12 protein-coding genes are annotated in these 13803 nt (G+C 53.0%); 5 read left to right on the top strand and 7 right to left on the bottom strand.

The window, feature by feature from the left end; translation table 11 throughout:
* Positions 1–109 precede the first annotated feature (109 nt).
* A complete protein-coding gene (locus tag SHEW_RS13900; RefSeq protein ID WP_011866485.1) occupies positions 110–1447 on the bottom strand; it encodes a M20 metallopeptidase family protein in 1338 nt (445 codons plus the stop codon).
* Positions 1448–1669: 222 nt separating this feature from the next.
* Here SHEW_RS13900 and SHEW_RS13905 point away from each other — a divergent pair, with 222 nt between their 5' ends.
* Complete coding sequence (locus SHEW_RS13905; protein WP_011866486.1) at positions 1670–2515, top strand: sulfotransferase domain-containing protein; 846 nt, start codon at positions 1670–1672, stop codon at positions 2513–2515.
* 69 nt (positions 2516–2584) lie between these two features.
* On the opposite strand, the gene SHEW_RS13910 is transcribed toward SHEW_RS13905, so the two are convergent.
* The 4 genes from SHEW_RS13910 to SHEW_RS13925 form a co-directional block, all read right to left on the bottom strand.
* A complete protein-coding gene (locus SHEW_RS13910; protein WP_011866487.1) occupies positions 2585–5023 on the bottom strand; it encodes a TonB-dependent receptor in 2439 nt (812 codons plus the stop codon).
* Between the two features lie 314 nt (positions 5024–5337).
* On the bottom strand, positions 5338–5868 hold the full coding sequence (locus SHEW_RS13915) for an outer membrane beta-barrel protein (RefSeq protein ID WP_011866488.1): 531 nt from the start codon (positions 5866–5868) through the stop codon (positions 5338–5340).
* Positions 5869–6113: 245 nt separating this feature from the next.
* Positions 6114–6899, bottom strand: coding sequence for a cytochrome b/b6 domain-containing protein (locus SHEW_RS13920; RefSeq protein WP_011866489.1), 786 nt, complete (start codon positions 6897–6899; stop codon positions 6114–6116).
* A 153-nt stretch (positions 6900–7052) separates the two neighbouring features.
* Positions 7053–8006: a choice-of-anchor H family protein gene (locus SHEW_RS13925; protein WP_011866490.1), complete on the bottom strand. Its 954-nt coding sequence runs from the start codon at positions 8004–8006 to the stop codon at positions 7053–7055.
* Positions 8007–8268: 262 nt separating this feature from the next.
* Between SHEW_RS13925 and SHEW_RS13930 the strand changes: the two genes are divergently transcribed.
* From SHEW_RS13930 to SHEW_RS13945, 4 genes are all read left to right on the top strand, one after another.
* Positions 8269–8586 (top strand): PepSY domain-containing protein, encoded by a 318-nt coding sequence (locus SHEW_RS13930; RefSeq protein ID WP_011866491.1) that lies wholly within the window; start codon positions 8269–8271, stop codon positions 8584–8586.
* A gap of 22 nt (positions 8587–8608) precedes the next feature.
* Complete coding sequence (locus SHEW_RS13935) at positions 8609–9289, top strand: response regulator transcription factor (protein ID WP_011866492.1); 681 nt, start codon at positions 8609–8611, stop codon at positions 9287–9289.
* A gap of 17 nt (positions 9290–9306) precedes the next feature.
* Positions 9307–10761 carry an ATP-binding protein gene (locus SHEW_RS13940; RefSeq protein WP_011866493.1) on the top strand — a complete coding sequence of 485 codons (1455 nt, stop codon included), beginning with the start codon at positions 9307–9309 and terminating at the stop codon, positions 10759–10761.
* Between the two features lie 160 nt (positions 10762–10921).
* Positions 10922–12298 carry a DUF3300 domain-containing protein gene (locus SHEW_RS13945; protein WP_011866494.1) on the top strand — a complete coding sequence of 459 codons (1377 nt, stop codon included), beginning with the start codon at positions 10922–10924 and terminating at the stop codon, positions 12296–12298.
* Between the two features lie 167 nt (positions 12299–12465).
* Here SHEW_RS13945 and SHEW_RS13950 read toward each other — a convergent pair whose 3' ends face one another.
* Positions 12466–12978: a YgjV family protein gene (locus tag SHEW_RS13950; RefSeq protein ID WP_011866495.1), complete on the bottom strand. Its 513-nt coding sequence runs from the start codon at positions 12976–12978 to the stop codon at positions 12466–12468.
* Positions 12979–13199: 221 nt separating this feature from the next.
* Entirely contained in the window at positions 13200–13778 is a 579-nt protein-coding gene (locus SHEW_RS13955; RefSeq protein WP_011866496.1) for a Crp/Fnr family transcriptional regulator, read from the bottom strand.
* Positions 13779–13803 lie beyond the last annotated feature (25 nt).

Below are 13803 nucleotides of genomic sequence, written 5' to 3' on the forward strand. Positions count from 1 at the left end.
TAGCAACTCCGCTTCCTTAGCAACTAAGTCCTTACAGCAAAAAGGGCTGGCACATGCCAGCCCTACCTTAAACACTTCTAGTAGTCTTAAATATCGACCCGTTAACACGCTATTTCTTAAACAGATCCAAGGCCGCGCGGCTCATCGCCTGCACTCCCGCCTCGATGGTGACGGGGTAATCCGGCGCAAACTTGCTGGAATGCAGCGAGGGGAGACTCGCGCCCGATGCCTGACTGGCCGCATAATCTACCGCGGGCACAGCGCCTAACCAGAACAGGGTGATTGGCCTTTTGGCGGGGGTTAAGCCATACAAGCCAAAATCTTCTCCCGCCATCACAGGTGATGCCTCCAAGACATTATCATCCCCCAGCTGCTTGGCGATACTGGCCCTGACCTTAGCTGTCTGCTCCGGGTCGTTGTAGGTCGATGGAATGCTCTCCTCCTGATGCACATACACATCAGGCCACTCGGCCTCGCTCAGTCCCGCACTAATGGCGATCCCCTTAGTGAGTCGCTCGATGGCGGCGATCTGCTGCTCGCGCACCTTAGGATCGTATGAGCGCAGCGTCAGCTGTAGCTTCACCTCGTTGCCTATGATGTTGTGTTTCGAGCCGCCGTGAATGGAGCCCACGGTGATCACATTGGGCGATAATGGCGAGACCTCCCGACTGACAATAGTCTGCAAAGCAAGCACTATGCGCGCCGCCAAGACCACAGGGTCGACCGTAGTATGGGGATAGGCGCCGTGACCGCCGCGCCCCTTCACGCTGATATCCACCGAATCCACGTTCGCCAGGGCATAGCCCGGGGCGATGGCCACCTTACCCGCAGGTACCGAGGCGCTGACATGCAGCCCAAGAATATGATCGGGTGTCGGGAACTGGCTAAACAGTCCCTGTTTAAGCATCGCCTTGGCACCGCCCCCCACCTCTTCGGCGGGCTGAGCCACCAGCATCAAGGTGCCCTGCCACTTATCTTTTTGCTGAATCAACTGCTGCGCCGTGCCCACCAGATTGGTCATGTGCACATCATGGCCACAGGCGTGCATCACCCCCACCTGATTGCCCTGGGCATCAAGCGTGGTGACCTTAGAGGCGTAGGCTTTGCCCGTCTCCTCGACAATCGGCAATGCATCGGTATCGGCGCGGAGCATCACAGTGGGCCCCTTACCGTTACGGTAGATGCCAACCACGCCATGACCACCAAAATCCCGGGTCACCTCTATACCTAAGGCCTCGAACTCGGCCGCCATTCTCTCGCCACTCTGTTGCTCATGGTAAGAAAGCTCGGGAGCTTGGTGCAGCTCGAGATAGAGACTGGAGAGCGCCGGCATGGCTTGCTTGACCGACTGCGACAGCGCCTCGTCTTGGGCCCAGAGGCTTTGGCTGGTGCCGAGGGCAACCAGGGCGCCCGCTAAACAGGATTGATGAATGATCTGGCGTAACATGCTTGACTCCATTGCCTAAAATTTTTCCACTAGGTGCTCAGCATAGCGACTCTTAGGGCGGAAACCAATCTAGCCATTATTCTATATCCCATGCACCATGGCGAGACAAAAGAGAGTTTTGCCTCTCCCTTGCCATTTGCCCGGCAAATCGGTAGTTTCATATGCCTGTACCCGGACACGCATACGTCCAGCTAGTCACAAGAATAATGAAAGGACTTTTTGATGGGGAATATTCTTTGGGTCGCCTCCTATCCCAAATCGGGCAACACCTGGGTTCGCGCCTTCCTTGAAAACTATATCCAGAACGCCGAGCAAGGGGTCGACATCAACACCATGCACAAGATCTCGACCGCCGAGTCGGCAGCGCACCGCTTTCAAGCGCGCCTGCAAGATGGCCGTAAGACGACAGACCTCAGTCTGGATGAGATCTGCGCCCTCAGGCCCGCGGTACAAGCCGACATCGCCATGCAGGCTCACGGCACCACCTTCGTGAAGACCCATAACTATCTGGGCACCTATAAAGAATATCCGCTGCATAACTCTTCGGTGACCTCGGGCTCCATCTACATAGTGCGAAACCCCTTAGACGTCACAGTCTCTATGGCCAACTACTTCGGTTACAGCATAGATGAGACCATCGCCTACATGGCAGAAGAGATGACAGGCACCCCCAACGAGCCCGAAAACGTGCCACAGGTGATCACCTCATGGTCAATGCATGTCTCCAGCTGGACTCAAAACCCAGAAGAGGCCAAGCTGGTGCTGCGCTACGAAGATATCTTAGATGACCCTAAGAAGGTGTTTCGCAAGATAGAATCTTTCCTCGGCCTGAAGAAAGACCCCAATCGCCTCAAGAACGCCATCAAGCACTCCTCCTTCGCCCAGCTTAAGGCCCAGGAAAGCAAACGCGGCTTTGTGGAGAAACATGAAAATGCCAAGTCTTTCTTCCGCCAAGGCAGCAAGAACCAGTGGCGTCAGGTACTGAGCGACGAGCAGGTGGCGAAAATCGTTGAGCACCACGGCGAGCAGATGGCGAGATTCAAATATCTGCCGGGTAAATTACGCTAGGATTTACCCACAAAAAAACGCAGCCTGGGCTGCGTTTTTTATTACCTATCTAGCTGGTGACAGGGCTAGTTATAAACGATAGCTGAGGCTCAGCTTAGCGTTGCGTTCGGCGCCAGGCATACCGCCGAGGAACATTGCTTTCTCATAATAGTGCTCATCCAGCAGGTTATTCACATTCAGCTGCACTGTCCAACTGTCTGCCTGATAACTCAACGCAGCATCCATCACGGTATAACTGGGCACATAACCATCTGGGATCCCAAACGATGCGGAGTGGGTGCTGCGCTCATCCACATATTTTGCGCCCAGACTGACACTGAGCGGGCTCGGCAACTTAAACCAGTCGGCATCATAGGTCACCCAGGTACTGGCCGTCACGTAAGGCACACCTTTCTGACGCGTATCGAAGCTAGTACTGTTGGGATCTTGCTTGTCTCTGGCGTCTTGATAGACACCATTGACATTTATCGCCCAGCGCTCACCAAGGTGAGCATTGAGATCCAGCTCAACCCCTTTGGTCTCTTCCTTGCCGTCATAGAAATATTGCGCCACATCTGGGCCCGATACCCCCGCCTCATAGTCCTTGTTGTTGTATTGCAAGTTCGTTCGTGAACTTTCAAACACCACAATCGAGGCCAGCATCTGATCATCAAAGGCTTTAAAACGTACCCCTATGTCGTTGCTGATAGACTCCGAGTCTTCTCTATCGGCACCATCGCCCTTTAGGCTGCCCAGCACGCTATAGGCGGTGCGCCCCTTGGCGTGATTGATAAAGAACGACAGATCATCGGTTGGCATGTAGGTAATGCCCAAGTTATAGGTCATCCCATCATCTGAGGTATCGGCTTCCGGCGTAGGCTGTGCGAGACTGGCGCTGTAGCGCGCATCGACGCCATAATGCTCGTAACGCTGAGAGATGTCATTGAAGGCGACGCCAATTCGCGTCGTAATACCAAAATCAAAGTAGCCCACATGTTGCAGGCCCACGCCCCATGCCTGCACCTTCTTGTTATAGTTGCTGGTCATCAGAGGGTCATAATCTTCGAACTGTCCCTCCGCCCAATTAGGCGAGCGAATGTCGAAAATATAGGGCAGCTGGCCCTGATAGATCACCTCACCGGCCTTATTCTTGATCACCTTGTCCGCGTCATAGATAGAGTATTGCTTGAAGCGAATATTGCGATCTTCAAAATTGGCGTTAACTAACAGCTCGTTATCTATTCCCGCGACGCTAAAGTCATAACGCAGATCGGCAAAATACTGCCACGAAGTCTCGTCGGCCTGAACCTGACGATACTCCTGGCGACGTGCGGCGAAGGGATACAGACGATCATCTACCACCAGAGGCGCTCGGGGATCGCTGTTGATCACCCCGTTGCGGTTCCAATAAACATAGTTATAGGCACCTGTCTGACGGGCAAATCCCGACTGATAATCGCGATACTGCAACTGCTGATTAAGGAAAAGATTGTCAGCGAAAAAGATATTATGGGTCAGCTTAAACCTTAGCTCTTCACCCTCATTGTCCTTCGCCATCGGCGAAATGATCCCAGCCTCACCGAAGGCATAGGGAGTCAGGCCATCACCGGCAGATAACGAGTCAGCCAGTTGCTGGCGCTGTTCATCGCTCAGCTGTAATCCCGCGTTAGAGGCATCGTTGATAAGATCCTGCCAGCTAACCTCACCCGCAGGCTTACCCCCAACCGACGCGGCATTGTAAATACGAATAGGATGTCCGATTGAGTCTACCGCTATCGCATCTTTGATGTAGGCGGCACTGAGCATGATATCTTGCTGATCGCTCAGTAGATATTTTAATGAAGCGTAAGCCTCATCCCTGTCGGTACCTATGTCTCGATACCCCTCGCTTCTGGCATGCTTTGCCACCAAACGATAGGCCGCCTTATCTGTCAATGCAGCCGTGCTGTCGAGCCCCAGTGAATAGCTGTCCCACTGGCCAACTTCGGCAGTGAATTGATGACTGGCATTAAACTGAGGCTTCTTCTCAATAAGGTTGATCACGCCGCCGGCGCTGCCCATACCATAGAGGCCGGTTGCAGGGCCTTTTAGCACTTCAACCGACTCGACATTGGTCAATGAACGTGTCGGATTAAAGGTGTTCCCGAGACCGGCGCCACCATACATGCCATCGTAGGTGTAATTGGCCCCCAGACCACGGATAACGATATTGTCGCCTATGCCATAGTTGTTGCCCGCCTGGGTTACACCACTGATGTTACGCAGCAGCTCCTGCAGCTCTGTTGCCCCCTGGGTCGTGATCAACTCCTCATCGACCACCACTACGGCCGCAGGTGTCTCCATGAGTGACATATCAGATTTAGTCGCCAGACCTGAATTCATCACGACCTTGTTTTGCCGGCCATATACGGTAATGCGTTCGACCTCTGCCGAAGCTTGTTGCTCGATACTGGTATTGTGTTGCTCTGCCGATACCGATAAGGATACGGCACATCCTAGCGCGACTGCTGATAAGCGCATCTGTTTCATTTGTTAAGAATTCCCCTAAAAATTGCACGCAAATGATAACGATTATCAATAAGCTTTCAATATGGAGAAGCCAAGGGGAGAGAGAAGCAGATGCTTTGTAATTGTTTAAGAAGGAGTTATTGTAGATTTTTTACATTGTAAATACGCCTTAGATGACGTTTTGCAAACTTAAAGCGCAAAAAATGCAGCCCTGGGGCTGCATCTTATCTATCGACATTCAATGTCTAAAAATGGACCTGAGTCTAAAATTGGACCTGAGTCTAAAAATGGACCTGAGTCTAAAGTTGGGCCAACGCCGAACGTTAATCTAGCGCCTAAAACTGATAATGCACGCCTAGATAGACATTACCCCAGTCGCTTTCCACCTGCTCATCGAGCCCGGTCGCATCGAGATCGGTATAGAGCATCTCATAGGCAATACGCACGTTAATGCCATTGTCGAAAGCCATGTTAAAGCCAGTGCCCCACAGCCAGCCATTGCCGTCATAGTCCAGATCGGCCTCGACCTTAGTAGCCGCCATACCCGCCTTGATGAACATAGAGTAAGTATTATTGAAATAGTGGTGGAACTTGGCCGCGATAGACAGCTGATTGGCCTTCACATCCCCCACATCGACAAAGTTGTCGGTGCGAACATAGGTGCTCTCGACGGCGAAGTTTTTACTGAAATAGTAACCGCCATAGAGACCATAACTGATGGCCGACTCGTCAAATTCTCCCGCCTCTAGCGTGGAATGACCCGCCATGGCCCCCAGGTAATACCCCTTAATATCGGCAACCGCCATCGCAGATCCCGATGCGATAAGACTCGCCAAACACAGTGCCAGCATAGATGCGCGCTTCATGCTTCCCCCGGAAACGAAACATTTACAAGTAGCTAACATACTAGACCAAAAATCGCATTAAATTAAGTCTTTAATTGCCGCTTTGATAAAAAACCAACCAAGCTTTGCCCGCTCAGCAAATAGGTAGAATCCAGGGCATAAAAAATGCAGCCTGGGCTGCATTTTTCTCATACTTGCTTCAAACTCCGGTTAACTGATGGCATTGGCTTAGGCAATGAATCTTCTAACGCCTTTGTTTGCCGTAGTTAGTGCTTCTCATCCTCGGCGGGGCCGCTGAGGGGCTTGTTACCCGATATCATCGCCGACACTAGGCCAGGCTGATGTTTAATCTCGGCCACTATCACCCCGGCCACATGCAGCACTATCATCAGGATCAGCAGATACACGCTATACACATGCACCTCGCCGGCCAGAGACTTATAGGGCTTTAATACCGCCACCTTCTGCGCATCGACGCCGGTGTCGTCATAGGGCTTGATGCTGGCACCATCGACGCCAGGCTGGGCGATATAGTCGCTGACCGCACCGCCAAAGGGTGGGTAATAGATATCGGTCCCGGCGCGAACCAGGCCTGTCACCATTATGGTCACCAACAGCAGCATCATGGCAAAGATGGCCAGGCGCCCCATGGGATTATGATGCAGATATTGAGGAGACTCCCCCTTGGCCAGCTTGGCCTTGTAGCCAGATAATCCCTTGAGATCCGGGAGCAACTGACTCAGGCGGGCGCTATGACTGCCGATGACACCCCAGATCAGCCTGACACTCAGGTTAATGGCAAACAGGTAACCGACCCAGACATGCAGTTTCTTCAAGCCAATCTTGGCTTCCAGGCCGCTGATGCCGATATCACCCTTAAATAACATCACCATGCCAATGAAGATCAGCACCATGACTAAGCCAAGGTTTATCCAGTGGAACAACCGCGTTGGCGTGTCCCACACCTTGTAAACCTTCACCTCTTGACTGACTCCTTGATGACTGACGGCCCCTTGATTGGCAGCCACTTGATTAATCGCCTCTTTTGGCATCGTCTCCCCCATTTCAGACGTTTATCCAGTAACTAGTAATATACGCCTGTTGGGGGCAAAATTTTGTGAAATATGCTTCATGGCAAGGCAACTTAACCTTAATTTTTTTATGGTTAATTAATCTTGCTACGAAGAAAGATCTCGATAACTTTATTAATCCTGCTTGTGGCGTCTGATAAGGCTCAACCAGCCCAACCCCAGTAGCCCGAACAGCCAGCCCACAGAGAGGCTACCGCCACTCACCTCGACTTCGGTGACGACCTCTTCGACCACATACTGGTCGCGATCGGCGCTCTCAAGCGGCAGGCCATAGAGATCATCCAGATCATCGCTGCTGATGGTGGCGACGATATCGCTGTAACCCACCTCATAGAGATCGATCAACACATCATAATGGTCCGTCGGATAACCAGTATGCAGCGTAGTGAGCACCTCAAAATCATCGTCGCTGGCATCATCCACTATGGTGAACACATCTGTGGTGTGGTACAGCTCCCAGGGGCCGCCATTACGGCTCAGATAGAGGTCGGCATAGACGTTGGCATGCTCGCCCAAATAATAACTGTGGACATCGGCATCGAAGGTCACGCTGAAGGTGCGATAGAAGCCGTCATAATCGATATCTTCAAACAGGCGGCTGCTGGCCTCATAGATAGCAAATTCGTGGTAGATCCCCGCCTCGAGGCGCTGAGCGGAGGACTTGAGCGTCTTAGTCCCAGCATCAGATGAGCTAAGTGTCAGCGCCTGGCGCTCGGCAATCACTTGCGCACGCGTCTTACGCGGGGCAAGTTCCACCTTCTGCTGCTTAAGCTGGTCGGCGCTCGCCTGCTGCGTACTGGTCATGGCCTGCCCGGCGCGGCTAAAACCTTGGGCCAGCGTCTGTTCATCCTGCACTACGCTGGTCGATGCCGAGCCGACTAGAGCTGTATTTTCTCTGAGATTGTCGGCAGCCATGGCTGCGCCGCTGCCCAGCATGGTCAACAAGGCGGTGGCCTTGATGGCGCTATACAGCTTGCCCAGAGCAGAGAGGGTCTTAGTTGAAGGCGTCTTAGTTAATGGCGTATTAGTTGCCAGCTGCTGGCTCGTTTTCATCGTGAGTCTGTTCATAATCAATCTCCATAAAATGGACTGCGTCTTGCTTAAGGCCATTAGATGCGATCGAAAATGAACGTAAGCTGAACATTAAAAATTAGCCTATTCAACAAGATGGCGCAAAATCAAACATTCAGCTCTTGTTCATCTGCGCAAGATAACAATGAAAAAGCACGCTTGCCGCTTTCCCCTGGCGAGGATGGAGATTCGCGGCATATGTTTCTTATTTTTATAGGATCTTTTACACTGTCCGAAGAATTCAACATAGGTGATTTTGATGAAACCAGCCCTAATATTGCTCGCCATAGCGTCACTCCTGTTTCCCCTACAAGGATACAGTGCGGGCTATGGAATATCGGCGGCCAGTAGCAGCATCTTGATGGCGGCTCAGAAAAATACGAATCAAAATCTACGTGTTAAAAATCGTCAGCAGGCCACTCAGATGGTAAAGGGGCGCTATAACGCCAAGGTCCTGAGCGTGCAATCATCACGGGTCAATGGCAACCCAGGCTACCGCGCCAAGTTGCTCAGTAAAGATGGCGTGGTCTTCTATGTCGCCATCGACGCCGTCACAGGACAGATGAGCCGACAATAACCTGCTAAGAAAGGACACGCCAATGCGATTACTACTGGTTGAAGACGATTTAGCCCTTCAGGAAAATTTGAGACAACACCTGCTCGATGCCAACTACACCCTAGACATTGCCAGCGACGGCGAAGAGGGCCTGTTTCAGGGACGAGAGTATCCCTACGACGCCGCCATTATCGACGTTGGCCTGCCTAAGTTAGATGGTATCGCGCTGATCGCCAGGTTAAGAGAAGAGGGAATAGACTACCCCATACTGATCCTGACCGCGCGCGACAACTGGCAAGACAAGGTCGAAGGCCTGGATGCCGGCGCAGACGACTACCTGACCAAGCCGTTTCATCCCGAAGAGCTGGTCGCCAGGCTCAAGGCGCTGATCCGCCGGGCGGCGGGCAAATCCAGCCCTGTGATTCAAAACGGACCCTACTCTCTCAACACCAGCAGCCACGAGATCAAATTTGGCGACCAGGATGTCAGCCTGAGCGGCTCCGAATACAAGCTGTTCGAGTATTTCATGCTGCATATCGGCGAGGTGAAGTCCAAGAGCATATTGATCGAACACATCTATGATCAGGATTTCGACTTAGATTCCAACGTCATAGAGGTCTTTATCCGCCGCCTGCGTAAGAAGCTCGACCCCAACGGCCAGTATGGGCTTATCGAGACATTGCGTGGCCAAGGTTACCGCCTCAAGCCACTGGATAACAGTTAAGCTTTCGAGGCCATTTGATGAGCAACCAGCGCGCCCCACAGGGCAAACTCAACTCCCTCAGGGTTCGTCTGATCCTCAGCGCCCTGCTGCTGATATTGCTGCTGCTGCCCACCATTGGCTTCGCCCTCAACAACGCCTTTAAACAACAGGTGATGACCAACGTCAGAGAGCAGCTAAGCGCCTACCTCTATTCTGTGCTGGCGGTGGCCGAGATGGACGAAGGCAAGCTCTATATGCCAGAGGCGCTGCTGGAGAATCAGTTCAATGTCATAGGCTCAGGCCTCTACGCAGTGATCGACAGCGCAGGCGCTCATGGAACGGATAGCGTCCACCAGGGTGACAACCAAAATGACAGCCAGAGCGATAACCAAACTGAAAGTGACCGCCAGGCCAGCGTTGAGCCCCTCTGGTCATCCAACTCCTTTCTTGGGTTAAACATCACGACTCCCCTGCCCCATCCTAAGGTGGGACGCAGCGAATTTGGCGAGCAGATGTTAGAGCAGCAGCCCCATCTCATCTACAGCTTCAGCGTACGCTTTGCCCCCGGCGAGGCCCAGCGCCAGAGCGCGCCAATCACCATCCACATCATCAAAGATCTCGACGGCGTGGCGCAGCAGCTCAAGGCCTTTAGCCAACATCTGTGGAGCTGGCTGGTGGTGTTGATGCTGGTACTGCTGGCGATTCAATTTGCCTGGTTGGCCTGGACATTAAAACCCCTGGCGCGATTCAGAGAGGAGCTGGGACAAGTACAACGCGGCGAGGCGGAGCAGCTCAGCGGTCATTACCCCAATGAACTGCAGGCGGTGGCCAAACAGCTCAACACACTGCTGAGCACAGAGCAGCGCCAGCGCAGCCGCTATCGCAACGCCCTCTCTGACTTAGCCCACAGCCTCAAGACGCCGCTGGCGGTGATCCAGAGCCAGAAAGATCTCAGCCCAACCTCTCTTGAGCAGGTTGGGCAGATCAATCGCACCATAGGCCACCAGCTCAAGCGTGCCCAGAGCGCCGCCGGTAACGCCTGGCACCTGGGGATCAAGGTCAGCCTAGTCTCCGACAAGCTACTGCGCACCCTGGTCAAGATCCATCCAGGGGTAGCCCTCAGCTATGGCAAGGCTCCTGAGGAAAACCAGATCTTCTACGGCGATCAGAGCGATCTTACAGAGATGCTGGGCAACCTGCTGGATAACGCCTGTAAGGCGGCTAGAAACAAGGTGATGCTGAGCGTCGACGCTGACAATGGAAAGCTCATCATCAGCGTCGAAGATGACGGCGCCGGCGTTAGCCCAGAGCAGCGTCAGCTCATACTCGAGCGTGGACGACGCGCCGATACCTATGAGAAGGGCCACGGCATAGGGCTCGCCATCGTCGGCGACCTGGTGCAGAGCTATCAGGGAGAGCTCACCATAGACAGCTCGGCGACGCTTGGCGGCGCCAAATTCATCCTGAGCTTCCCCCAACAGTTCGCCGAGTAGCCATAGCGTGAGCGAAAGCCGGGTTTGAACTAAAGCCTAAATCAGCTCGGTTCAGCATTTATTTATTATTTTCTTCCCCACTTTTAGCTTTCAGCTAATGTTCATCTTGGGCCTTTTATTATCTGAGTAAATCCAATGACAGATAAGCCTAGGAGACGTTATGAAAAGCATCAGACAATGGACTTTGCTCCTGCTCATTGCCCTTTCACAGTCACTGCTTACCCCTTCAGTGTCGCGGGCAGAAGACGCTGTTCAAGAGATCCAGTTTAGCGATGCCGAGCTTGCGCAGATGCTGGCCCCCATCGCCCTGTATCCCGACAGCCTACTCACCCACATTTTAATTGCCTCCACCTATCCGCTAGAGGTGGTGCAGGCCAATCGTTGGCGCAACAAAAACAAGTCGTTAGAAGGCGCTGAGGCGGTTAACCGCGCTGAGAAAAAGGACTGGGATCCCAGCGTCACCGCCTTGGTCGCCTTTCCCGACCTGCTGCAACGCCTGAGTGACGACCTCGAGTGGACTCAGAAGCTGGGCGACACCTTCTTGCAAGACGAGGAGCGAGTGCTGGACAGCATTCAGAGCCTGAGACAGCAGGCCGAGCGCGCCAATGCCTTCGACGACATGGAGAATATGAAGGTCACTAAGGTCAATCGCCAGATCGTTATCGAACCTGTGCAGCGAGAGGTGATCTATGTGCCTTACTATGACACCCGAGTGGTCTACGGCCATTGGCATTGGTACAACTACCCGCCAGTATATTGGGCCTATCCGCCCCATTATGCCCGTTACTACCCGGGTCATATTTCGGGACACTTCTACTTCAACAGCGGCATACATATCAGCTTTAACTACTTCTTCAGTGCGTTTAGCTGGCGTCAGCGTCACATAGTGGTGACCCATCACCATCATACGACTCGCTACCGCCCCTATAGCCGAATCGTGACCAGCAGCGGCGCCCAACGTTGGCACCACAAGCCGGTCCACAGACACGGTGTGGCGTATCGCTCGCCAAAGGTTAAGGCCCGCTACGACAAGTATCGTCCTAACCGCTATGACGTAAAACACAATAGCAGCATGGAGCGCTATTCCAATTCAAAGCAGGCCAAGCCGAGTCAGGCCAAGCACTATAACGCGGCGCAGGTTCAAAAGCGCCGCGAGCAGAACTTCAGCCATAAGCTGAGCGATGCACGCAGCCAGCATGACCGTCATCAAAATGCGCAAAAGACACCGACCAAGTATTATGAGAAGCGCGACCGACTCAGCCTGAATGACAAGGCCAATCGCTCGTCGAGCAATAAAGCCGACAACAGGACAAAAGAGTGGAATAGAGAGAAGAGCCCTCAGCGAAACGACAGCTATCAGCGTGAGATGAAGAGCCATCAGCGCGACAACAAGAGTCATCAACAGCAAAGCTACCAAAGAGAGAGGAGCCATCAGCCAGTGAAGAGCCCTCAGCGGGAAAGGAGCCATCAGACCAATAACGGTCGCGGCGCCTCATCTCACAACCAACAGGGCCGAACTAAGCAACGTGATAACTAAGCGACAAGTTGCTAAGTAACTAAATAGCTAAGTAGGGAGCGGTAAAGTTCGGAGCTCGCTTACGAAAGAGCAAGCATTAAGGCGGTGGCAATCACCGCCGTCACTTTTCTCGAATCAGATTTCAATACTCGGATCCCGCCCCCTATTCACCTAAATCTACCAGCGTCTTAATCTACCAGCCTAGGGCGCCACGGCAAGCCATAGAAGCGGTAGTAGCCCACCAGATTACTGCCGATAAACAGCAGCTCCATCACCACAGCCGTGGGCGAACCCACCAAATAGTTGTTAAGCAGCCAGATGCTGGTACCCACTAACATCAGCTGTCTCAGGCCTTGATCCCTTGGACAGAAGGCGGCGATGGTCTGAGTACAGCTGCCGGCAAAACTTATCAGGCTCAGGGGGCCGGCATAGGTAAATAGGGCAATCAAGCTATTAATCCCCAGAAACAGCCAGAGTAGGCGCCGCGAGTGTGAAAATACGGTCACCAGGTAGCGAATCGCGGCGACCAACATGAGCCCGGCGGCCGTCCACTGGAGCAGCAGCGCAAAATGAACGCTGATTAATACCCCAGACAGTGCGAGGCAGAGCACTATGTGGCGCTTCTGCTTGAATTGAAAAGAGAGAATGTCTGTAACGATCGCCACAGCGATCAAACATTGAGAGAGAAGAAACAGCGACATACACACCTAAGATTTCAACATGCGAAAGATGGAGCTAGTATGGTTCAGCCTTGATTCAAGGCGCATTAACTTAAGATAAGCCGGCAAGAATCTTTTCGGTGCTTATATGTACTAGCTTATACCAAGGCATGGAAAGTGTCGCACCGCTATCTTTTCACCTATATCAACAAGTCTATCTTTTTAAACTAGTGCTCCTCATTCCTCCCTCTCATCAGTTAGTCTCAGGCTAGCCTGGCCTTGAGCCGCGACAGACTCACGGGCGTAATACCTATATAGCGAGCCAGCTGCACGTTACTCAGGCGCTCGACCCACATGGGCCTATGGTTGACTAGGTAGAGATAGCGCTCCTCGGGACGTTTGAGCAACAAGAAGGCCTCCTTTTCCTCCTTGTACAGCAGCTGTTGACTCAGCAAGGCGATCAGCACGGCTTGCCAGCTCGCCTGTTTTAGCTGCGCGAGGGGGAAGCGCACCAAGGTCGCGTCAGTCACCGCCTCCAGCTGATAGGGCGCCGCATCCCCTGTCAGCAGGCTGTGATAGAGCAGACAGAGCTCCCCTTCAAAATAAAACTCCTTCGAAAACAGGCCGCCACAATCGCCATAATACTGGGCCCCCAAGATGCCATCGACGATGAAATAACCATGCTCCTGGCAGGCCCCCTGGTGCAGCAATATCTCACCTCGGGGCGCGCGAATGCATTTGGCCTGACTCAGCGCCTCACAACATTCATTATCCGCCAGCCCAAGCTGAGCTAATCGCTCAGCAAAAACGCTAAGGGCATCATTAGCTGGTCTCTGTGTCACTCTGTTTCCTCTGCGCTCTGTTTGG

The sequence above is a fragment of the Shewanella loihica PV-4 genome (genome assembly GCF_000016065.1).
In the GTDB taxonomy this organism is placed as follows: domain Bacteria; phylum Pseudomonadota; class Gammaproteobacteria; order Enterobacterales; family Shewanellaceae; genus Shewanella; species Shewanella loihica.

Coding starts and splice junctions, on each gene's coding strand:
- SHEW_RS13900 (WP_011866485.1), bottom strand. CDS start 1,447: ATGTTACGCCAGATCATTCATCAATCCTGTTTAGCGGGCGCCCTGGTT.
- SHEW_RS13905 (WP_011866486.1), top strand. CDS start 1,670: ATGGGGAATATTCTTTGGGTCGCCTCCTATCCCAAATCGGGCAACACC.
- SHEW_RS13910 (WP_011866487.1), bottom strand. CDS start 5,023: ATGAAACAGATGCGCTTATCAGCAGTCGCGCTAGGATGTGCCGTATCC.
- SHEW_RS13915 (WP_011866488.1), bottom strand. CDS start 5,868: ATGAAGCGCGCATCTATGCTGGCACTGTGTTTGGCGAGTCTTATCGCA.
- SHEW_RS13920 (WP_011866489.1), bottom strand. CDS start 6,899: ATGCCAAAAGAGGCGATTAATCAAGTGGCTGCCAATCAAGGGGCCGTC.
- SHEW_RS13925 (WP_011866490.1), bottom strand. CDS start 8,006: ATGAACAGACTCACGATGAAAACGAGCCAGCAGCTGGCAACTAATACG.
- SHEW_RS13930 (WP_011866491.1), top strand. CDS start 8,269: ATGAAACCAGCCCTAATATTGCTCGCCATAGCGTCACTCCTGTTTCCC.
- SHEW_RS13935 (WP_011866492.1), top strand. CDS start 8,609: ATGCGATTACTACTGGTTGAAGACGATTTAGCCCTTCAGGAAAATTTG.
- SHEW_RS13940 (WP_011866493.1), top strand. CDS start 9,307: ATGAGCAACCAGCGCGCCCCACAGGGCAAACTCAACTCCCTCAGGGTT.
- SHEW_RS13945 (WP_011866494.1), top strand. CDS start 10,922: ATGAAAAGCATCAGACAATGGACTTTGCTCCTGCTCATTGCCCTTTCA.
- SHEW_RS13950 (WP_011866495.1), bottom strand. CDS start 12,978: ATGTCGCTGTTTCTTCTCTCTCAATGTTTGATCGCTGTGGCGATCGTT.